The sequence below is a fragment of the Spirillospora sp. NPDC048911 genome, from assembly GCF_043198015.1.
Classification (GTDB): Bacteria; Actinomycetota; Actinomycetes; order Streptosporangiales; family Streptosporangiaceae; genus Spirillospora.
Genome location: NZ_JBICUD010000001.1, coordinates 925474 through 945755, shown reverse-complemented (window position 1 = coordinate 945755; position 20282 = coordinate 925474). Strand labels below are relative to the sequence as shown.

The window sequence follows — 20282 nt, the reverse complement described above, 5'->3', positions numbered from 1 at the left end:
CGCAGAACCCTTACTCTCCCTCGGGCTCCGCAGCGGTCGTTCAAACGTGACCACCCGCCCGGAACGGCACTGTCTCTAGAAGAGGAGCGGGCTCCGGAGTGGAACCCGCCCCTCTTCGGCACTACCTGATCAGACCTCCAGCAGGCGGTGGAGGTCGGCGGTGATGACGCGGTAGCTCACGCCGATGCGGATCACCTTGCAAGGGAAGCGTCCGAGCTTGGCGAGCTCGTAGGCGCGAGTGCGACCCAAGCCCAGGGCGCGCGGCGGTCTCGATGGTCGTCGTGGCCGGCAGCGCGGCCGGCACCCGCGTGCAGGGGATTGATCTGAATGAGTCGGGAAGTCCGCGGCAGCCAGGACGGCTGCCGCTGCAGCTGCGTTGCGGGTGCGGCTAGCAGCGCGCAAGGCTCTGGACTGTCTGACGGGTTGCGGCTTGGCGTGGTCGCTGTCAAAGGACGGAACGCCCTCTAATCCTGGTCTCAGGTTGATCGGGGACAATGAGCGGAAAAAGCATCGACTGGAAGGGGGCGGGCCTGCGTGCGGATCATGATCGCGGATGATGAGAGGGCCATCCGTGAGTCGCTGGAGCGGGTGCTCCAGGTCGAGGGTTACGACACCAGCACCGTCGCCAACGGTCTTGCCGTGCTCGAAGGGCTCGATGGGGCCGGCGGTGACACGCTGGATCTGCTGATCCTCGACGTGACGATGCCCCGCCTCGGCGGGTTGGAGACCTGCCGGCGGTTGCGGGCCGCGGGCCGGGATCTGCCGGTGCTGATGCTGACCGCCCGTGACCAGGTATCCGACCGGGTCGCGGGGCTGGACGCGGGCGCCGACGACTACCTGCCCAAGCCGTTCGCCACCGAGGAGTTGCTGGCCCGGGTACGGGCCCTGCTGCGCCGGCGCACGCCGCCCGACGAGGAGTCGCAGATCCTGTCGTTCGCCGACGTCCGGATCGATCCCGACAGGTTCGAGGCGTGGCGGGGCGGGCGGCCGCTGCGCCTGACCCGGACCGAGTTCTCTCTCCTGGAGGTCTTGGTAAGCAACGCGACCCGGGTCTTGACCCGGGACGCGCTGTTCGAGGCGATCTGGGGCTTCGACATGAGCGCCACCGCCAACAACCTCCAGGTATACGTCAGCTACCTGCGCCGCAAGATGGAAGCCGAGGGTGAGCCGCGATTGATCTTCACGCTGCGCGGCCTGGGATACACGTTGCGGGAGACTCCTCCGTGAGCAGGCCCGCCGGCCGGCAACCGCGCCGGCTGACCCGATGGTGGCGCCGGCGGTCCCTGCGGACCAGGCTGACGGTGATCGCGGCGACGGCCATCACGGTCAGCGTGTTCGTGACCTTGCAGGTGGGCATCGAGCTACTGAACTGGGAACTGCAGGACACCGCCGAGGATCAGCTACGCGCCGACTCCCGCGTCCTGGCGACGAACGCGGAGCGCGCCGGTCTGGCGCGGGTCCAGCTACCGCCGTATCCCGGATCCAGTCAGCTGGTGCGGGTCATCCTGCCCGACGGCTCGACCCGGACGCCGGCCGGCCAACCCGCGCTGCCCCCGGTCAGCGAGCGCGCCGGGCGCGTGGCGCAGGGCGCGTCGGCCGATCTGATGGAGTGGAACGACAGCGGCGGCTACTTCATCTCCACGCTGCGGGCGGGCGACGGCGCGGTCCAGGTTGCCCGCGTCGCCGACGACGACAACTCGATCACCGAGTTCGGGGTGGGCATGCTGCTGATCGGGCTGCTCTGCGTGGTCGGCGCCGCCCTTGTCGGGCGGGCCGTGGCGCGGACCGGGCTGGCACCGATCGACCGGCTGACCGCCGCCGCGGTACGTGTCGCGCAGACCCGGGATCTCGACGCCGACATCCCTGATGAGGGCGGTGGGGAGATCCGGCGGCTGATCCAGTCGATCAACGAGATGCTCGCCGCGCTCCGGGACTCCCGGCGGGCCCAGCGGCTGCTCGCCGAGGACGCCGCCCACGAGCTCAAGACCCCGCTCACCAGCCTGCGCCTCAACGTCGAGCTGCTGATCCGGCTCGATCGGCGCGGCACCCTGGACAGCGCACTGCCAGCGGAGAGCCGGACCCGGCTGCTCAACGATCTCGGCGCCCAGGTGGCCGAGTTGAGCACCCTTGCCGCCGAGCTGACCGACCTGGCGCGCGGTGACGTCAGCGACGAGAGCACCGAGCTGCTCGACCTCGCCGACGTGGTGGTGGCCGCCGCGACCCGGGGGCGTTCCCGCGTGCCCGACATCGAGGTCGCGCTCGACGTGACCTCCGTGTGGGTGAGCGGGCGTCCCGCCGCGCTCCAGCGGGCGGTGCTCAACCTCATCGACAACGCCGGCAAGTGGTCCCCCGCGGGCCAGCCGGTCCAGGTCCGGCTCCGTGCCGAGGGCGCGTCGGCGGTGCTCGAGGTCGACGACGCCGGGCCGGGCATCGACGCCGCCGACGTACCGCGGGTGTTCGACCGGTTCTACCGTGCCGACAGCGCCCGGGCGTTGCCGGGATCCGGTCTGGGACTGTCGATCGTGCAGCGGGTCGTCGACGCTCACGGTGGCCGGGCCTCCGTCGCCCGCTCCGCACGCGGTGGCGCACTGCTTCGGGTCGATCTTCCGGCCGCGGCCCCGCCCGCCCCGATCGCACGGCTCACCGCCGAGTAGGACACCGCAGTGCGCTGACCCATCTGGGGACGCGGCGCAAGACAAGGGACGGCGGCCCTTGGGCATGGTCCCGCGCGGCCTACCGTCGGGGCAGGACACGGTGCGCCGACCCCAGCCCCGGCCGCACCGCGCAGGACAAGCGGCTCACCGCCGGGTAGGACACCGCGATGCGCCGCCCCGCCCCGGGGGTGGGCGGCGCAGGACAAGGGACGGCAGCCCTCGGGCATGGCCCCGCGCGGCCCACCGTCGGGGCAGGACACGGTGCGCCGACCCCAGCCCCGGCCGCACCGCGGCCCACCACCGGGCAAGACACCGCGATGCGCCGCCCCCGGCCCCGGCGCGTGGCGCAGGACTAAAGGGCGGCGACCGTCGGGCCCATGAAAAAGATCCGGGACGGGCCTGGATGCCCGTCCCGGATCTCGTCCGTGCCGCCGCGCTCACCGTTGCAGCGCGGGCTCCTCGTCGTCGGCGAGCGACTGTCGACCGTCCGGCAGCTCCGCCGCTGGACGGGACAGCCGGCTCGGCCACCAGATCCGCGGGCCGATCAGCAGGGTGAGGGCGGGCACCAGGACCGACCGCACCAGCAGGGCGTCGAGCAGCACCCCGAAGGCGACCAGGAACCCGACCTCGATCAGCATCACCAGCGGAAGTGAGGCGAGGACCGCGAACGTGGCCGCCAGGACCAGGCCTGCCGAGGTGATGACGCCTCCAGTGGCGGAAAGGGCTTTGAGCATGCCCTCTCTGGTGCCCAGACGCACGGTCTCCTCCCGTGCCCGGCTGGCCAGGAAGATGTTGTAGTCGACGCCGAGCGCCACCAGGAACAGGAATGCCAGTAGCGGCACCGAGTAGTCGATGCCCTTGAACCCGAGGATCGTGTCGAAGACGAACACGCTGCCGCCGTAGGCTGCGGCGAATGAGACGATCACGGTGGCCATCAGGACCAGCGGGGCCACGATCGCTCGGAGCAGTAGCCCGAGGATGATCAGGACGACGATGAGCACCAGCGGGATCACCAGCTTCTCGTCGCGGCTGGTGGTGACCTCGGTGTCGAGGTTCTCCGCGCTCGGCCCGCCGACGATCGCCTCCGCCCCGTTCACCGCGTGCACGGCGGTGCGCACCCGCTTGATCGTGTCGTACTCCGCGACGGTGTCCGGCGCGTCCTTCGGGAACACGGAGATGTTGGCCCAGCCACCGATGGTCTGCTCCGGGATGGCCATGGCCACACCGCGAGTGCCCTTGGCGATGTCGAGCACCTGCTTCTGGTGCGCTGGCCGCGTGAAGATCGTCATCGGCTGGCCGCCGAGCTCCGGGAAGTGCTGGCGGAGAACGGTGAAGCCGGTGACCGACTCCGGCGCGGACAGGAACTGGTCCTGCTCACGCAGGGCGCCGGTGTTGCCCGCCAGCCCGATCGCGAGCACGCCGAGGACTCCGAGCGAGCTGAGCGCCGCCACCCACCGGCGGCGGTTGATGGCGGTGCCGAGCCGTCCCCACAGCCCCGGCTTCTCCTGCACGGCCGTGCTGAACCGCGGGATGGCCGGCCAGAAGATCCGCCTGCCGAGCACCACGAGCACCGCCGGGAACAGCGTCAGCATGGCCACCAGCGCGCACAGGATGCCGGCCGCGCCGATCGGGCCCAGCCCGCTGGTGCTGTTCAGGTCCGCGACGAGCAGGCAGAGCAGGCCGGCGACCACGGTGGCCGCGGACGCGACAATGGCCGGCGCCGCGCCGCGTAGCGCGTGGACCATCGCGACCCGGACGTTCTCGTGGTGGTGCAGTGCCTCCCGATATCGAGCGATGAGCAACAGCGCGTAGTCCGTGCCGACGCCGAAGACCAGGATCGTCAGCAGCGCCGAGTTCTGATCGTTGACCACGATGCCGAAGCCCTTGACGAGCAGGTAGACGGTCGCCATCGCGGTCAGTGCGGCCGCGCCAACGGCCACCAGCGGGATGATCCACAACACCGGGCTGCGGTAGGTGACGATGAGCAGGAGCGTGACGACGACGATGGTGGTGAGGAGGACCTGCACGTCGATGCCGTCGAAGACGGCCTCCATGTCGCCGTCGATCGCGCCCGGGCCGGTCACGTCGAGTTCCAGGCCGGCGGGGCGGTCCTTCGCGGCGTCACGCAACGGGCCGACGATGTCCTCCGGTGCGCCGTAGGTCGTGCTCACCTCGAGGGTGAACATCATCGCCTTGCCGTCGGCGGAGGGGCTCGTCGGTGAGCCCTCGTCGTCCTCGCCGGCCTCCGCCGCCTTCGGCGGGTACTGCTTGGCAAGGGTGTTGTAGTGGCGCTTGACCGTCGCGCGGTCGGCGTTGGTCATGCCGTCGGCGCGGTGGTACACGAAGACGAACGTGTTGCTGTCACCGCCGGGGAGACTGTCGTCCAGCACCGCCACCTTGGTGGACTCGGCACTGGCCGGCAGGGTGTCCACGGCGCTGTCTGTGGTGACCGAGCTCAACTTTCCGCTCAGCGGCACCATGCCCGCCGCCAGCACCAGCCACAAGCCGATCACCAACCACGGCACCCACCGACCGGCCAACCGACCGGCCGGCACTTTCCCGGGCGGCGCTGCGTTGACTGCCATCACTGGCCTCCTACATACGTGTTACATCGCTGATCTGGATGCCTATTTGCTACCGAGCGAACCTGAGACGACCGTTAATGCGGTGCTCAGGCCGGTTGGCCGAACCAGGTGCCCAGCGCACGCAACAGCGTGGTGGAGTCGAGGTCCTGCCCGGTAGGCGTCGAGGTCCTGCTCGGTAGGCAAGGCCCAGGCGACACAGCCGTCGGGCCGGGATGAGTGCACCGCATTCGAACCTGGCGTGTGCCGCGCAGATGCTTGGACATCGCAGCACCCGGACTTAACCGAGCTGCGCGAGTGGGAGTCGTCCGGGCTGGGTGCACCAGTCGTGGCGGCCATCGCACAGTTCGAGGGCTCCGCAGCGTCGGAATGCTCCGTAAACGGCAGCACCGACGGCGAGGGGTTGATGCCGCCGGGGCGGCGCAAGGGCTCTTGAATCCTCGCCCATGAGGCCGGGCCACCCATCGCCCGTGGAAGGAAAGACGGGTGGTCCGGCTGGGGGTGTACCCCGGTGCCAGATGGCACTCGGGGTATTCGCCGACCATCAGCAGCTTGACATGAATCCATGTCAGCGCGTCTGCGGCACCGAGGAAAGGCCGCGCCCGAAGGCCGCCGCGTCAGGACCGGCCAGCGGCCGCATGCCCGGCGCCAGCGCCGCCGTAGGCGGCGCTGGCCTGGCCCCCGGCGAAGCCGGGCGGGCCGGTCGAAAACAGGTACAGCAAGGGCCGCACCAACGGGAAGCGCGGTTACGCAATGCCAGACACAGCACCTTCCAGCGCGCCGTCGAGTTCGCTGCCGGACCTGCAAACCGGGCGGGGATCTAGCGGTGGTCCGTTAGATCAAGGTGGGGTGTAGAGGTAGAGGCCGTGGCCTGCGGTGATGTGGTTGAGGAGGTGTTGTAGTTCAGGGGGCGGGGGCTTGGTGGACCGGTTGTTCCACCAGCATGTGAGCGCGGTGGCGGGGTCAGCCAGGAGCGGACCGCGCGGAGGGTGTGGGGCCAGTTGGGGACGGCTGGGCGGCGTCGGCTTTTACAGCCAAAGCATTCTCCACTTCTGCCGACACCGGTCCGTCACTTCACGGGCATCATTCTACCCGTCGGGGCGTGTCAGACTTTCATTCCGAACAGCTTTTCCGCATTTCGGAACGCAATTTTTTCCTTGGCGTCGCGTGGCAAATCGACTCCCCGGAACCAGTCGGTTTGAACTTTCATATTCGCAAACGGGTAGTCGGTTGCGAACATCACTCGATCCACGCTGAAGTACTTCAGCAGGAGATCGAGCAGTTCAGTCTGAGGGAATGCGCTGGTGGTGAACCAGAAATTGTCATGGAAATACTGCTCGAACGGCTTGTCCAGGCTTTTCTTGGTCACTTCGCTCATCTTCTCCAAGATGCGCTTGTAGAAGAACGGAAGACCCTCTCCCATATGGCCGATGATAATCTGGAGCCTGGGATGCCTGTCGAATACCCCTGAGGTGATCATTCGGACGCACTGAGTCACGACTTCCTGGTGCCACCCATATGCAGAGATGCCGAGAACCTGGTCCTGGAACTCCTTCTGATATTCCGGCCGCATATTGCTGTAGTAGATTTGGAAAACCTCGTCGGGCGGCAGGCCCGGATGGATGTATATCGGCTTACCAAGAGCTTCGGCGCGCGCCAGCAGAGGCTCAAAGTCCGGATGGTCGAGGAATTTCTTCCCGATGATTCCATTGGTCAAAGCTCCCAGGAAGCCGTCTTCCCGAACTGTGCGTTCCAGTTCGTCTGCCGAGGCCTCCGGATTCTGCAGCGGCAAGGTTGCAAATGCCTTAAACCGCCCCGGATAGGTGGCCATCGGTCCATCGACGAGCAGCTTGTTGAGACGACGCGCAAAATCGATGCCCTTCTTACCTCGGACATTCTGCACACCTGGCGTATGTGCGGAGAGGATTTGAACGTTGAGCCCCGCCTCGTCCATTGCACCGATGCGGCGCGGGCCGAGCTCGGCAAGACCAGTATCCTCGAGGAACAGCCTGTCGTTCAGCACCATCAACTCACGGGTGGAAAAGGTCTCTTCCGTGCCGATGAAGCGCAGGTCCTTGTCTCGCAGTGAAATGTCCGAAGACTTGGCCGAAGTCTCGTCATCTTTCGCTGCCGAGACAATGGCAGGCACAGACAAGCCGGCACCAATGCCAAGTGCCGTGCCGGTGAGAAAGCTGCGGCGCCCCATGGACTTCATGTCAGTCTCTCCTCAGGTGTTTGTGTGGTGCGGTATCCGTGCGGCATCGGTCTGCAAGATGTTTCAGATCGACCCTTCGTCGCTACCAGGCGCGCCCATGTGTCCACCCACGCCGCGTCCCCTCTTCGACCTCGGCGCCGGTCCCGCCAAAACACTCCCAGCCGAGACCAGGGGTCTTCGCGTCCTGCTCGCGCACCGCGGCAGCGTCGCCCGGCGGCACCGCGTACACGACGGCGTGGTGCGCGATGGCAACGTTCTCCGGTGCGAATTGGGTCCCGATCAGGAACGCCGTCTTGGTCAGGCCCGGATCGATCATCTGGCGCCGGTACTCGTCCGAGCCGCCGCCCTCCGGCGGCGCGGGTGTGTAAGCTCCGGCCATCCTCAGGTCGAGGAACCGCTCGCCGGCGCGCAGCGCCTGTGAGGGAGTTGACGACCCGCCCGCGTGCGCGCTGTGCGGGCCGACCGCGGCGGGCCCCGCACAGTTGTCGGCGTGCGACCCGCACGCGGCGACAGGGAACGCCGTCGCCAGCGCCGTGGTGGCCGCCCCGGACCTCAACCGCCCGGACGGCGCTTTCCCTGACAGCGCTGCGTCGACCGCCATCACCAGCCTCCTACACGGGTTACCTCGCTTATCTGGATGCCTACTTGATACCGAGCGAACCTGAGACGACCGTTAAAGCTCCTCACACGATCTCGGTTGCGTCCACGGGGGTGGTGTACGAGTTTCCGCTGGTGAGAGGCATGGCGTCGTGACGTGAGGCGGCCACCGCGTGATCCTTCGAATCGACCAAGATTTCGAAGGGAGCAACAACGCGATGGCCGTGAATGACGGTGTGGATGCCGGTGGGTGGTTTCCGAGCAGATCGGGCGTGTGAGCCGGATCTGTTGCGTGCGATGGTGACGACGATGGCGCACGCTTTGATGTCGGCCAAGGCCGACGCGGTCTGCGGGACCGAGTACGGCGAACGCAGCATCGAGCGCGTCAACAGCCGCAACGGTTACCGGGAGCGTGAGTGGGACACCCGGGCCGGGACGGTGGAGCTTCAGATTCCCAAGCTGCGGTCGGGGTCGTACTTTCCTGAGTGGCTGCTGGATCGGCGGCGGCGCGCTGAGCAGGCGCTGGTGTCGGTGGTGGCGACGGCGTATCTGCTGGGGGTGCGCGCCGTGTTCGACCAGCCCGACGCGACCGAGGTCCAAGCCGCACACACGCGAGCGGTCACCGCACTGGAGGCCAAACACCCCGACGCCGCCACGCATCTGGACGAGGCCAAGGCCGACCTGCCGGCCTTCACCACGTTCCCACGTGAGATCTGGAAACAGATCTGGAGCAACAACCCGTAAGAACGCCTCAACAAGGAAATCCGACGGCGCACCGACGTGGTCGGGATCTTCCCCGACCGGCCCGCGATCGTCCGCCTGGTCGGCGCCGTCCTGATGGAATAAACCGACGAATGGACCGAAGCCCGCCGCTACATGGGCGCAGAAATCCTCACCAAATTCCGCCTCCACATCATCGACGGCGAGTCACATGACCAAACTCAGCAACTAGCGGCACTGACCGCTTAACCTGCACAAACAGGATCACGCGGAGACCGACTCATACACCACCCGCTGGACGTGACCCTCCTCGCTCCCCTTATCACCGAGCTTTGGAGACCCGGCTATTCGACGCCGCGAAGCTGGCCAGAACGGCGGCGAGGCAACTCTGGCGGGCCCGGCCGCGGCACCCGAGGCCGACATCGAACGGCTCGCCGCATACAATCAGGAGTGGCGTCATCGCGCTGCCACAGCGCCATCTTCAACGGTTCACGCGCGTGTCCACACTGAGTTTTGTCTCATTCCCGTGTTTACTTTCCGGCGGATTGTTGCCCCACGTCATGGTCCGCTGACTAGTACGGCTGAGAGCTTGGACTATCCGTTGTGTGCTTCGAGTTCGGTCGCCAGCGTCTGTTGGGTGGCCGCCCACGATGCCAGGAGCGCTAGATTGTCAGCGGTCGATGTGCCCGCGGGTGCGGTGTAGATGTTGAGGCGCAGGCCGGGTTCGGCGGGCAGTTCCAGGGACTCGACGTCCAAGTCGAGCCGGCCCACGATCGGATGGCGCACACGCTTGCGGCCGGACCGGTGCAGCCGCACGTCCTGAGATGCCCACCGCTGCCGAAATAGCTCACTGCGCGTTGACAGTTCGCCGACTAGGGCGATCAGCTCCTCGTCGTGCGGATCGCGGCCGGCTTCCATGCGTAGCTTCGCGGCCACGTCACCGGCAATTTGGTCGTAGTCGACAAACAAATCTTCGGCCGCCTCGGGGTTCAGATAGACGAACCGCGCTGTGTTCGCGGGCCGTCGCGGGTCGGCCAGCACCGGTGAATACAGTGCGCGAGCGAGTTGATTCATGGCGAGCACGTCATAACGGCCGTTACCGATCCAGGCCGGCGCATCGGAGATCGCGTCGAGCACCTGCTGCAGCGTCGAGCGCACCGTCACGGCAGGCCTACGCCGGCGTGGGCCGCTGGGCACCCTGGATTGGCGCGCGAGCTGGAACAGGTGGTCGCGCTCGGCCTCGTCGAGTTGCAAGGCAGAGGCCAACGCGTCGAGCACGCCATCGGAGGCACCGGCGAGGCCACCGCGCTCCATGCGCACGTAGTAGTCGACCGATACCCCCGCCAGTAGCGCTACCTCCTCGCGGCGCAGACCTTTGACCCGGCGGTTGCCGCCGTACGCGGGCAGGCCCGCCTGCTCGGGTGCGATGCGGGCGCGACGCGAGCTGAGAAACTCCCGGATCTCGGTGCGTAGATCCATCGTGGCCATCCCCTCACCGTAAGCCCGTCCCGCAGTCTAAGGAGTACCTGATGCGGTCGTCGCGATGCCGCCGTCCACCGGGATGATGGTGCCCGTGAGGTAGGAGCCGGCCCGGCTAGCGAGAAACACGGCGATACCCGCCATGTCGTCGTCGCGGCCGAGCCGGCGCAGAGGGGTCGCCGCCGCGATCGTGTCGCCGATGGCATCGAGCGTGGACGCCATCATCTGCGACGGGAACACTCCCGGTGCTACCGCGTTCACCGTGACGTGCTGTGGGCCCAGCTCTCTGGCAAGCACTCTGGTGAGTTGATGGAGTGCCGCTTTGCTGCTGGCGTACGAATAGTTGGGCGACTGGGCGACGTGGATGGCGGCGATACTGCCGATGTTAATGATCCGGGCGGGATCATCGGCGGTGGCCGCCCTGCGAAGTGCGGGGAGCAGCGCCTGCACCAGCCAGAACGGCGATTTGAGGTTGAGGTCGATCACTGCGTCCCAGGCCTCGTCCGGGAACGTCTCCAGCGGCTCGCGCCACATCGCTCCCGCGTTGTTGACAAGGATGTCCAGGCGTTCCGAGTCGGCCTTGACAAGATCAGCGAGGCGCTGACACTCGTCGTGCCTGGACAGATCGGCGGGGATTGCTTGAACGTCGCCGAATTCGGACAGTAGATGCTGTGCCTCTGCGCACGCGTCTGCCTTACGTGAGCTGATGACGACGCGGGCGCCCGCCTGGAGAAGGCCGCGCGCTATCATCATTCCAATGCCCCTGGTGCCGCCAGTGACAAGGGCGTACTTCCCACTCAGATCGAAAAGTTCCGTGTCAGTGGCGAATTCGTTGCCCGCCATTGGTCTCCGTCTCTTCTTTCGTGAAATAATGCGCCGACACGGTCGCGCATTTGGGCAGCTGAATTGAACTGATGGATAAAGCTGCAGTGCGTGTCCATGGAGTGTTGTCGGCGCTTTCGACTCAACCAGGTTGACAGGCGTTTTGGACGTCTGGGAGACCCTGGTGATCCAGGTACTGTGAGAGCCCCCTTCCCTGGTGCGATGACTCACCCCGGATCCACCGGCTTGATTCCCGGTTGATCGCTTCGGGGTCGTGCAGGTCGTGTTGGGCTGAGTTAGAGGGCCGGACTTTCAACCGAGCATGCGCCCTCGCCGGAGCGAGTTCCGCCGGTACTGGGGCATGGATGTCCTCAGTGGAACATCATCAGGTGCTCGTCACGGTGACGCCCCGATTTGGCTGCGGCGTTGAGTGCCAGGACCCGCGGACCGTGGGCAGGAAAATGAAGTAGGCGGTTCCAGACAGCGGCGCCAGCAGGCACAACATCGCCACGGGGGTGCGGCCGCTCAGCAGGTATGCAGCTAGCCCGAGCCATGCGGTACTTGCTGCGAATTGAGCGAGGGCCAGGACGTGGCGTCGCTTGAAGCGATCTCCGAGCACACACCCCCTGCGAGAATCAGCAGGGTCGGCAGCCCCCTTGCACGCGACCACGGTCGCAATCTCGCTGGGCCTGTAGCCGAGCACCTTCATGCCCCAGACAGCGCGACCTTTCCAAAGCCGACGCCGGCCGACGCGATGAGGCGAGTTGCGAACAGCGGGGCGACGGCGGAGTTTCACCACCATTCCTCGAGGAGCCAACTGCGCTCGTTAGATGCTGGCGAGCGGTGCGGCGGATGTCGGCCTTCTCGCGCACAGTAGGGACGCGGGTCGGACCCAAATCTAGGCGAACCGTCACTACTCGGTCATACCATCCATTTATGGATCTCTCGTCCATCACGCGTGAGGCCGTGCTGGAGGCGATTGCCGAGTTCGATCGCTTGGGGCGGGACCGCTTCCTCGATGAGTACGGCTTCGACCCTGCGCGGCGGTACTTCCTGCACTACAACGGCAACTTCTACGACTCCAAGGCCATCGTGGGCGTGGCCTACCGTTCCGTCGCGGGCCGGCCGCTGAGCGCCAGGGAGTTCTCCGGCGGACACCAGACCGTCGGACGACTCCTGACTCGACTGGGGTTCGAAGTGGTCACCGACGAACCTCTCCCGCCCCTTCAACGGTTCATGGCGCAATTGCAGGGGCTGCGCGTCGCCAGTACCGCTGACGGACCGGCCAGACATCAGCCGATCACCCTGCTGTGGGCGCTGGGACGCGCCGCTCGCCATGCTCCACGCCTTATTTCCTGGAACGCGGCCCACGCTGAACTGCGCGGCCTCCTGCGCGAGTACGGCCAGCCGCGTTCAAGGCCTCGGCCAGAGTTCCCGATCCTCGCCCTAGCCAACACCGACCTGTGGGAACTGCATGGTCATACCGGGGCTATCCCAGCAGCGCACGGCGAACCCCTCGGATGGATGGAGGAGCACGACCCGCACAGCGGCCTGTCGCCGTGGGCGTACGAGCTGGCAGCCTCTTCCGAGGAAGCACGCGGCGAAGCCATCGCAGAACTCGGCCGTCGCTTCTTCGACGGCGCGATCCCCCAAGCACTGCTCAACGAGGTAGGCCTTCAATCTGCGGAGGCAAGCCGTCCCACACGACACAACGACAGCGACCTCAAGGCTTATGAGCGCCTTTGCCGTAGTGTCGAAGCCGCCGAGGCACGTGGCGATCATGACCGCACCAGTCGTACGGCCAGCGAACGGCCCGTACGTTCCACGACTGCGGTCAAGGCTGTGCTCCTGCGTAGCCGCGGCCGCTGCGAGAACCCAGTGTGCGCCGGCCAGCCCGACGACCTCACCGACCGCGGCGAGCCCATCCTGGAAGTCGACCACGTCGAGGACCGCGCGGACTGGGGCCGCGACCACCCCATTCAGATGATCGCGCTGTGCCCCAACTGCCACGCCATCAAAACCCGCGGCCAGACCCGCGAACAGCTACGCAAGCTTCTCCTCACCGAGGCTCGCTCCCGCCACGCTGCCTGGAAGGCCCAAGCAAGTGAAGCGCCTCCGGATTGAGTGGAGGCCTTTGATACCTGAAAGGGTGACGGGTCATGGCGTCACCGCCGAAGTACTCTCCTGACCTGCGTGAACGTGCGGTTTATATCGTGTTTGGGCTGCGTGAGCAGACCGGTTACACGACCGGGTCGATCACTCGTGTGGCTGATCACCTCGGCATGCACCGCGAGATGCTGCGGACCTGATCCGTCAAGCCGAGGTCGATGTGGGCAAGCGTCCAGGGACCTCGACAAACGACGCGCAGCGGATCGCTGACTCGGGTAGAAAATCGGGAACCGCGGCGGGCTACGAGATCCTGAAAGCTGCGAGCGCTTACTTCGAAGGAACTCGACCCGAAACTGCCGCCTCAGCGCCTTTCGATTCCCGGTCGTGCTTCTCTCAGAAGGATGCGGCGGCAACCGGCGAGCAGGCGGCTGAGCCGACCGTTACGTCGGCGGCACGTCGCTACGTCAGCGGGCAGAAGTCGGCCGGCCGCAAGGGGTGGCTGCCGGCCGGGGTTTTCCCATGACCCGGTGGGTGTGCGCTGCGGTGGCTTCTCCTGCTGGACGAGGCATCCCGTGGTGTCCCGGAGAGTCGAGTGCTCGGATATCGCGTCGATACGGCGGGCGAGATCGATGGCGTTCTTCGCCTCGACCAGCTGACCGGGCAGCAGGGCCCAGATAGAGCCGGTGTACTCGCCCCACCAACAGCGCAGGCCTGGATACCGTCGCTGGAGCCAGACGACGGCCAGATCAAGGTCGGTCTCCGCAGCCAGGGCGTTAGGTCGCGCGGCGGATAGTCCATAGGGAGCTCCACCGACTTGGATGACGGGCTCTAGAAGAGTCACTAGGTCACCTCCAAGCAAACGTGCAGCGAGCACGCTCCTTAGGTGATGGATGGCCAAGATGGCCTGTTGAAGGGTCGTGCGGCCGGTGAAACCGGGGGGACGATCACCGGCCGCACGACAAGCCAGCCAGCCGTGGCCGGCGAAGGACGCGTGTCACGGGGGGTGCGGCGTGCGTCCTGGTCTCAGTGCCTGATGAGTGCCCAGGAGGCGTGGCCGTCGGCGCAGTCGTACTCGCCGGTCTCACCGGCGTATGCGTACGCCAGGAGCAATCCGCGTCCGTGCTCTTCCGGATCGGCGCTCTGATCGGGGCGGGCAGGGATGGGGCCGTCGTCCAGGACCGTGAGGCGTGTCTGCTTCCTGCTGATGCTGAGCTCAGCCTTGATCCGGCCACCGGGTCGGCTACTGGCCGTATGCCACAACGCATTCGTGCTGTACTCACTGACGATCAGCTCGAACGCCTCGGCCAACTCGTCGACCAGGAGCAGGCGCACCCACCGACGCAGCAGAGGTATCGCCTCGGCCACTCCGGGCACCTCGACTCGCCACACACAACCGTCTCTGTCCGATTCTGTGCTCGCTCCGTCGTCCGTGAACTGATGGGTCGGCGCCATGGGGAAGGCCAGCGTCCCATCCATGTTCGTCCTGACAGACGGCGCGCTCTGGCCGGACTCCCCGGCGACATGTGAGGACCCTTCAGCGCCCTTCAGGGAGGGCGGAACCACCGCCCTCAGAGCTATCCTCATCCGTACCTCCCTTTCGAGGGTGAGGACGCGCGGCCGGACAGGGTCTCCAATCCATCGCCCGGCCGCGCGAATCCTGTCGACGCAGCAGTCGCTCCGCCTCGTCCGGACCGGCTCCGTCGAGCTCGCCGGCTATGGGCGCAGGCCACCTCGCCGCCATCCGATCGCACTGTCATCTATCAATCACAGTGCGTTGCCGTGCCATAGTGACTCTGTACTGTTCATGATCACAATGACTTGGACGCTTTTACTTTGAAGAGTTGCCGCAAGGTCGTGCTCCTGGCCCAGCGAGGAGGGCAGACTGCCGGTCATGGTGCAGCCACATAGTCCGACAGTTCGCGGCCGCCGGCTCGCAAGAGAGCTACGTGAACTGCGCGAACATGCCGACCTGCGTCCGGAGGACGTCGCCCAACGGCTGGGGTGGAGTCGTCAGAAGGTGATGCGAATCGAGCGGGCTCTTACCAAGGCCAGCGGCAACGATCTCAACGCGGTCATGGATCTCTACGGCGTCGCCAGCCCCCAACGCGATGCTCTACTGCAACTCGCAAAGGAGGCTTGGAAGCGCGGCTGGTGGACCGCTTACCGCGACATCTTCGCCGGCACGTATCTCTCGCTCGAGGACGAGGCATCCCAGATCCGCGAATGGCAACCGCAGGTCGTCCCTGGTCTGCTCCAGACGCCCGACTACGCGCGAGAGGTCGTGATGGCATTCACCTCTGACGCTGCGGACATCGAGCGTCGTGTCGCTGCGCGCATGACGAGGCGATCGATCCTGAGTCGGCCCAACGCTCCCAAGCTGCACGTCGTCCTCGACGAGGCAATCCTGTATCGCAGGATGGGCAGCGCCGAAACCATGCGAGCGCAGTTCGACTCACTGCTCACCGACTCCCGACGTCCGCACGTAGACCTACAAGTGCTCCCGTTCGTTCGCGGACGTCATCCTGGCCTCAACGGGGGCTTCGTCGTCCTGACCTTCGAGGTCAGCATCGATCCCGACATCGCCTACCTGGAGACTCCCGGCGGGGACATCTATCTCGAGTCCGAAGACGACGTCGCTCGCCGTAGGGTGGTCTTCGACGAACTATCCGAAATGGCCATGTCTCCGGACGAGTCGGAAGCACGTATCGAACGTGCTGCAAGGGAGATCACGGATGGGTGAGGGTCCACGCCTCGCATGGCGCCGCTCCTCGTACAGCACCAGCGGTGAGAACTGCGTGGAAGTCGCCGCCCTGCCCCCCACACTCGAACTTCAAAACTCCGACACCGTTGGTTACGCAGCTGTGCGCGACTCCAAGGACCCGGAAGGCCCCAAGCTCGTCCTCGAAGGCCGGGTCTGGCAGAAGCTCAGGCATCAGATCAAGGCGGGCGTCTTCGACCAGGGGTGAACCGGCCCGGAAGGCCAGTTCCGCTCCTCCGCAAGCACCTGGTTTTCCGCTCGGGCAGCGGAGAGACCAAGAGAAGACCGTTACTCGTCCAGGTGGAGCAGGGCGGTGACGGTCTTCTTGCAGATGTTGCATTGCATGAGCCCCCTCGGGCGCCACGTCGCGCTCAAGGGCGGTCACCCGGTCGATAACGTCGCATGTCACGTCGGGGACTCAGGCATCGCCCTACCGGCGGGTGTTGACGCTGAGGTCGTCAACGTAGCGCGCAGTTGTCTCGCAGAAGACCCTCAAGGGTGAGGAGACTGCCAAACCGGATGGGCTGGGGGCGGCGTTGTCATCGGGGTGTCCTCTGTGATCGGGTGTTCCGGTGGGCATCGATCAGTTCTTCGGCGACGGGCCTGAGGCTCCGTTCGCCACCAACGAGATGCCGGACGGCTAGCCACCTGTCCACCCACGGCACGTAGAGGAAGCCCCATTGTGGGACGCGAAGAGGCCGCGGGTGCCTTGCGGCGAACGCATCGCCACCTCACGGCAGCGAAACTCCAGGTCAGGGCAAGGTCACCTGACGAGTTACACGCGACTGTCGAGTCGATCTCGTGTCCTCCGCGCGCGCAAGTGCCGGTGTCGGCTAGATCTGCAGCAGGTTGAGACCGCGCAGGTCGGTCACGTACTTGACGATCAGCGCGGCGGACAGGTGGGGGATGTCGTTGTCGGCGCCGATGCCGGCTTCTCGAACGGCCCTGGCGAAGCGGTCGGAGGGGATGGGTGAGCCGTTCATCGGGTCGTCCGGGTGTCGGTAGGCGTGGAGCAGCGGTAGGAGTGAGTGGCTGCGTTGGGCCTCGGGCAGTGCCCGCAGGGCGGTTTCGAAGCGGGTGAACCAGTCGTCGTAGCTGTCGATGCGGTGGATCGGGTGGCCGGCGTCGGTGAGCCAGTCGACGAAGGTGTCGAGCGAGATGCCGTCGTCGTGGGGGTTGACGACGTTGTATGTCCGGTACCTGTCGGTGTTGCGCACGCTCAGGGTGTTGACGGCTTGAGCGACGAAGTCGACGGGCAGGCCGTCGTAGTGGGGCAGGGTTTCCTTCGTGTCGGTGCGATAGAAGGAGGCCGGTGCGATTCCGGTCGTGACAAGGCTGAAGAGCAGGCGGGTGAACATGTCGGGCACGTTGAGCTGACCGGCGTGCCGGGTGTGGGCGAGGATCATGTCCGACCGGAACACGGTCACGGGCAGGCCGCATGTCTCGTGAGCCTCGCGCAGCAGTACCTCCCCGGCCCACTTGCTGCTCGCGTAGCCGCTTGCGTAGGTGTCCGAGAGAGTGCGTGCGGGGCAGACCTTGCGGATGTCGGCGGTCTCGTCGAGCTGTGCAGGGTCGAGCTCGCTGGCCATGCCAACGGTGGAGATGTACGTGACGGGCTTGACCTTCCCGGTGAGCGCCAGGCGGATCACCTCTGCGGTGCCGACGACGTTGGGGCCGAAGAGCTGGTCGTAGGGCAGGACGTGGTTGACGAGCGCTGCCGGGTGGAGGACAAGGTCGACGTCAGCGGCCAGCCGGCTCCAGGTGTCCTGGTCCAGGCCGAGGTGTTGCAGGCCAATGTCACCGGGCACGACGTCGAGGTGGTCGCCGGCCAGGTTCTGGTAGCGGCGCAGCAGGTCCGCGTCGCCGGTGTCGAAGGCGGCGCAGAGGCGATGGCGGGCATCGGCGGCGTCTCGGCCTCGCACCAGGCAGATCAGGCGTCCGCCGGTCTCGGCGATCCGTTCCAGCCAGTCCAGGCACATGAATCGGCCGAGGAAGCCGTTGGCGCCTGTAAGCAATATGGTCTGCGGGGTCGCTTGGACAGCGCGTGGCAGCCGACCTGCGTTCTCCAGGACCTCCTTGTCGAGGAATTTCTCCAGCGTGAGGTCGGCCGCAGAGAGCTGGGTGGCGTCGGCACCGTGCACTGCGGCGAAGGATGGCCGTTTCACACCCAGAGCGCGTTCGGTCTCGATGTGGTCCGCGATCGTCCGCAGGTCGTTCGCGGGGCTGAGCAGCACCCCGACCGGGATCTCGACATCGAGGACGTCCCGAAGCAGCCTGGAGAACGACAGCGCCGACAGCGAGTCGACCCCTAGATCCGTGAAGTGCACGGTCGCGGTCAGATCCGCAGGTGAGCAGCCCAGCAGCACGCCGGCGGCACGGCGGATCGTCTCGAATACGGGCCGTTCGGGACCCGCCTCACGCAAGGCGCGCAGCGCGTCTTCCTGTCCGCTCGCCAACTGGTCGTAGAGGGCTTCGAGGCGGTCGCCGTAGCGTGCCTTGAGCTGAGGGCGCAGGGGCTTCCGGAGCTCGGACAGCAGGCCGTTCGTCACGGTGAACGGCTCGGTGTCGATGAGGAAGTCGCGGGGGATCTCGTACGACTCCAACTCGGCCTGGCGGGCGATGCGCTGCATCGACTCACCGATCGCCAGTTTGAGGTCTTCGTGGCTCGCTGCCTGCTCGATCGCCTGTTCGGTGGGCACGACCACGGCCAGCGGATACGCGCGCTCGCTGTTGCCGTATACGAAGATCTGCCGGATGAGCGGGCTGGAGACCAGGACGCTCTCCAACCGTGAGATCGTGACGAACTCGCCCTGGGCCAGCTTCAGCACGTTGTTGCGGCGGTCGATGTAGATGAGCTGGTCTGGGCCGGTCTCGGCCATGATGTCGCCGGTCCGGTAGAAACCGTCCTCGGTGAAGACCTCTGCCGTCACCTCAGGCCTCTTGTAATAGCCGCGAGCCATCGACGTCATCTTGAGCAGCAGTTCACCTCGCGGGTACGGCAAGTCCGTGGTGAAGTAGCCGAGCTCGGGCACGTCGACGAGCTTGTAGGCGATCACCGGAGGCCGCAGCACGCGCGAGTCGCGCAGGGGGACGCCGGCCTCGGTCGACCCGTAGACGTTGTGCAGGGGCAGCCCCAGGGCGGATTCCAAGAACCGCTTCAGCTCCGGTGAGAGCGGGGCGCTGCCGCAGGAGACCTCCCTGACCCGGCCGCCGAGCAGACGGTCTCTCAGGTCCGCCGCAACCGCCGCCTCCAGCGCCCTCCGGTCGGCGGACTCCGAGGAGCGCCGGGCCATTTCCCTCTGGTACTCCTGGAACAGCATTTCGCAGATGCGCGGGACCAGCAGCAGCTCGGTCGGCCGTGCGAGCTCCATGTCCTCCAACAGGGTCGACATGTCGCTCTTCGCCGTGAAGCAAGCCGTCCCGCCCCGGCTCAGCGTGCCGTAGAGGGCCGCGCGCCCGGCCGTATGGCTAAGGGGCATGTAGTTGATGCTGACGACGTGTTCTGCGCTGGCGTGCCCCACGCCGGCCCACAGAAGATGCTGCATCCGCTCGGTGTAGATGGCGCCTTTCGGGGAACCCGTGCTGCCGGAGGTGTAGAGGAGCAACTGCATCGGGTCCTCGTCCGGCTTTGGCCGGGGCAGCGGTACGTCCGGCAAGGAACGGCCGCGTTCGATCACAACAGCGAGGGTGTCGAGGGCGCTCAGACCGGCCCGGGCAAGCCGCTCCCCCGCGGCCTCGAGCTTCTCGCGCTCATCATCGACGTCCGGATGGTAGTCGAACACCAGCAGCCGCGGCTTCGACGTAGCCGACAGGACGAGCTCGACCGCACTGTCAAGGACTTCGAGGCTCGCCGCCAGAACGCGTGGCGCGGTCTCCTCGACAATGGGCGCCAGCCGTGCGACCGGAGCGTTCGACGGCAAAGGCACGGTGACCGCGCCCAGCCGGAGGCATGCCAGGTCGAGCACCGTGTAGTCCGCGCTCGTGAAGCCGTACAGCGCGACGAAGTCACCGGCGTTCACTGGACGCCGGCCGTCAAGGTGCCACTCGGCGGCCGTCGCTCCGGCCCGCTCCCACAACTCGGCATAGGTGATCGTGGTGAACCGCGGTAGCAGTCGCAGCATCTTCCGACCCGACACCGGGTCGATCACCGCCTCCTTGACCCGCTCACCCAGCGCTGGGCGTCCGGCGTATCCGTCCATGACCAGGGCGACGATTCGCGCCAGCCCATCTGTGGAATCGCGTGCGGCTGTTGTGAACAACTCACGGCCTTTCCGTGCGTGGGTGGATAACGGACCAGTTGAATCCTTAGCTCAGTGGGTGAGGGCGAGGCAGGCTTCGGTGCCGGC

12 protein-coding genes and 1 pseudogene are annotated in these 20282 nt (G+C 66.5%); 6 read left to right on the top strand and 7 right to left on the bottom strand.

Annotated features, from left to right (window positions below):
* Positions 1–534 precede the first annotated feature (534 nt).
* Together ACGFNU_RS04470 and ACGFNU_RS04465 are read left to right on the top strand one after the other, a co-directional pair.
* Positions 535–1227: a response regulator transcription factor gene (locus ACGFNU_RS04470; protein ID WP_392590102.1), complete on the top strand. Its 693-nt coding sequence runs from the start codon at positions 535–537 to the stop codon at positions 1225–1227.
* Positions 1224–2654, top strand: a complete 1431-nt coding sequence (locus tag ACGFNU_RS04465; RefSeq protein ID WP_392590100.1) for an ATP-binding protein — start codon at positions 1224–1226, stop codon at positions 2652–2654. The genes ACGFNU_RS04470 and ACGFNU_RS04465 overlap by 4 nt, the downstream gene beginning before the upstream one ends.
* A 437-nt stretch (positions 2655–3091) precedes the next feature.
* On the opposite strand, the gene ACGFNU_RS04460 is transcribed toward ACGFNU_RS04465, so the two are convergent.
* The 3 genes from ACGFNU_RS04460 to ACGFNU_RS04450 all read right to left on the bottom strand — a co-directional run bounded on the left by ACGFNU_RS04460 (position 3092) and on the right by ACGFNU_RS04450 (position 8052).
* Positions 3092–5167, bottom strand: a complete 2076-nt coding sequence (locus tag ACGFNU_RS04460; protein ID WP_392590998.1) for an MMPL family transporter — start codon at positions 5165–5167, stop codon at positions 3092–3094.
* Positions 5168–6341: 1174 nt separating this feature from the next.
* Entirely contained in the window at positions 6342–7451 is a 1110-nt protein-coding gene (locus tag ACGFNU_RS04455; protein ID WP_392590098.1) for an amidohydrolase family protein, read from the bottom strand.
* Positions 7452–7533: 82 nt separating this feature from the next.
* Positions 7534–8052 (bottom strand): hypothetical protein, encoded by a 519-nt coding sequence (locus tag ACGFNU_RS04450; RefSeq protein ID WP_392590096.1) that lies wholly within the window; start codon positions 8050–8052, stop codon positions 7534–7536.
* A gap of 224 nt (positions 8053–8276) precedes the next feature.
* Between ACGFNU_RS04450 and ACGFNU_RS04445 the strand changes: the two are divergent.
* Positions 8277–9017, top strand: a pseudogene (locus tag ACGFNU_RS04445) (transposase).
* 345 nt (positions 9018–9362) lie between these two features.
* On the opposite strand, the gene ACGFNU_RS04440 reads toward ACGFNU_RS04445, so the two are convergent.
* Both ACGFNU_RS04440 and ACGFNU_RS04435 read right to left on the bottom strand, forming a co-directional pair.
* The gene (locus ACGFNU_RS04440) at positions 9363–10256 is read right to left on the bottom strand and encodes a helix-turn-helix transcriptional regulator (protein WP_392590094.1); all 894 of its coding nucleotides are present in this window, start codon (positions 10254–10256) and stop codon (positions 9363–9365) included.
* 27 nt (positions 10257–10283) lie between these two features.
* Positions 10284–11090 carry an SDR family oxidoreductase gene (locus tag ACGFNU_RS04435; protein ID WP_392590092.1) on the bottom strand — a complete coding sequence of 269 codons (807 nt, stop codon included), beginning with the start codon at positions 11088–11090 and terminating at the stop codon, positions 10284–10286.
* Positions 11091–12005: 915 nt separating this feature from the next.
* On the opposite strand from ACGFNU_RS04435, the gene ACGFNU_RS04430 reads away from it, so the two are divergent.
* Entirely contained in the window at positions 12006–13193 is a 1188-nt protein-coding gene (locus ACGFNU_RS04430) for an HNH endonuclease (protein WP_392590091.1), read from the top strand.
* Between the two features lie 1008 nt (positions 13194–14201).
* On the opposite strand, the gene ACGFNU_RS04425 is transcribed toward ACGFNU_RS04430, so the two are convergent.
* A complete protein-coding gene (locus ACGFNU_RS04425) occupies positions 14202–14543 on the bottom strand; it encodes an ATP-binding protein (protein ID WP_392590089.1) in 342 nt (113 codons plus the stop codon).
* Positions 14544–15069: 526 nt separating this feature from the next.
* On the opposite strand from ACGFNU_RS04425, the gene ACGFNU_RS04420 reads away from it, so the two are divergent.
* Together ACGFNU_RS04420 and ACGFNU_RS04415 are read left to right on the top strand one after the other, a co-directional pair.
* Positions 15070–15918, top strand: coding sequence for a helix-turn-helix domain-containing protein (locus ACGFNU_RS04420; protein ID WP_392590088.1), 849 nt, complete (start codon positions 15070–15072; stop codon positions 15916–15918).
* A complete protein-coding gene (locus tag ACGFNU_RS04415; protein ID WP_392590086.1) occupies positions 15911–16144 on the top strand; it encodes a DUF397 domain-containing protein in 234 nt (77 codons plus the stop codon). Before ACGFNU_RS04420 ends, ACGFNU_RS04415 begins: the two co-directional genes overlap by 8 nt.
* A gap of 625 nt (positions 16145–16769) precedes the next feature.
* On the opposite strand, the gene car is transcribed toward ACGFNU_RS04415, so the two are convergent.
* Positions 16770–20195 carry a carboxylic acid reductase gene (car, locus tag ACGFNU_RS04410; RefSeq protein WP_392590084.1) on the bottom strand — a complete coding sequence of 1142 codons (3426 nt, stop codon included), beginning with the start codon at positions 20193–20195 and terminating at the stop codon, positions 16770–16772.
* Positions 20196–20282: the final 87 nt, after the last annotated feature.

Bases quoted from the DNA above. Each gene is read 5' to 3' on its own strand.
- ACGFNU_RS04455 (WP_392590098.1), bottom strand. From the start codon at position 7,451: ATGAAGTCCATGGGGCGCCGCAGCTTTCTCACCGGCACGGCACTTGGC.
- ACGFNU_RS04415 (WP_392590086.1), top strand. From the start codon at position 15,911: ATGGGTGAGGGTCCACGCCTCGCATGGCGCCGCTCCTCGTACAGCACC.
- ACGFNU_RS04420 (WP_392590088.1), top strand. From the start codon at position 15,070: ATGGTGCAGCCACATAGTCCGACAGTTCGCGGCCGCCGGCTCGCAAGA.
- ACGFNU_RS04450 (WP_392590096.1), bottom strand. From the start codon at position 8,052: ATGGCGGTCGACGCAGCGCTGTCAGGGAAAGCGCCGTCCGGGCGGTTG.
- ACGFNU_RS04435 (WP_392590092.1), bottom strand. From the start codon at position 11,090: ATGGCGGGCAACGAATTCGCCACTGACACGGAACTTTTCGATCTGAGT.
- ACGFNU_RS04440 (WP_392590094.1), bottom strand. From the start codon at position 10,256: ATGGCCACGATGGATCTACGCACCGAGATCCGGGAGTTTCTCAGCTCG.
- ACGFNU_RS04430 (WP_392590091.1), top strand. From the start codon at position 12,006: ATGGATCTCTCGTCCATCACGCGTGAGGCCGTGCTGGAGGCGATTGCC.